The following is a 218-nucleotide window of genomic DNA, read 5'->3' on the forward strand; positions in this document are numbered from 1 at the left end:
GGTTCTCCGCCTGGCGATCCTCCACATTGGAGAATTTGATCTGCGTCAATTTGGTAACGCCATCCACCAGAAGAGACACTTCCGGCCCGAATTTCTGCTTGATTTCCGCCACCGCGTAAAAAGCATCTACGGCATCTACCGCAAGATGTACATGCAGAATAAAGATTTCGAGGAAATCTACGACATTTATGCGGTACGGATCATTCTGGAAAACGTCC

The 218-nt window shown here is 48.2% G+C and carries 1 protein-coding gene; it reads left to right on the forward strand.

Annotated features, from left to right (window positions below; genetic code table 11):
- Positions 1-218 (forward strand): hypothetical protein (locus H6B10_RS17365; protein ID WP_204652554.1); only part of this gene is annotated, 218 nt, incomplete at both ends.

Source organism: Gemmiger formicilis (genome assembly GCF_016901605.1).
Taxonomy (GTDB): domain Bacteria; phylum Bacillota; class Clostridia; order Oscillospirales; family Ruminococcaceae; genus Gemmiger; species Gemmiger formicilis_B.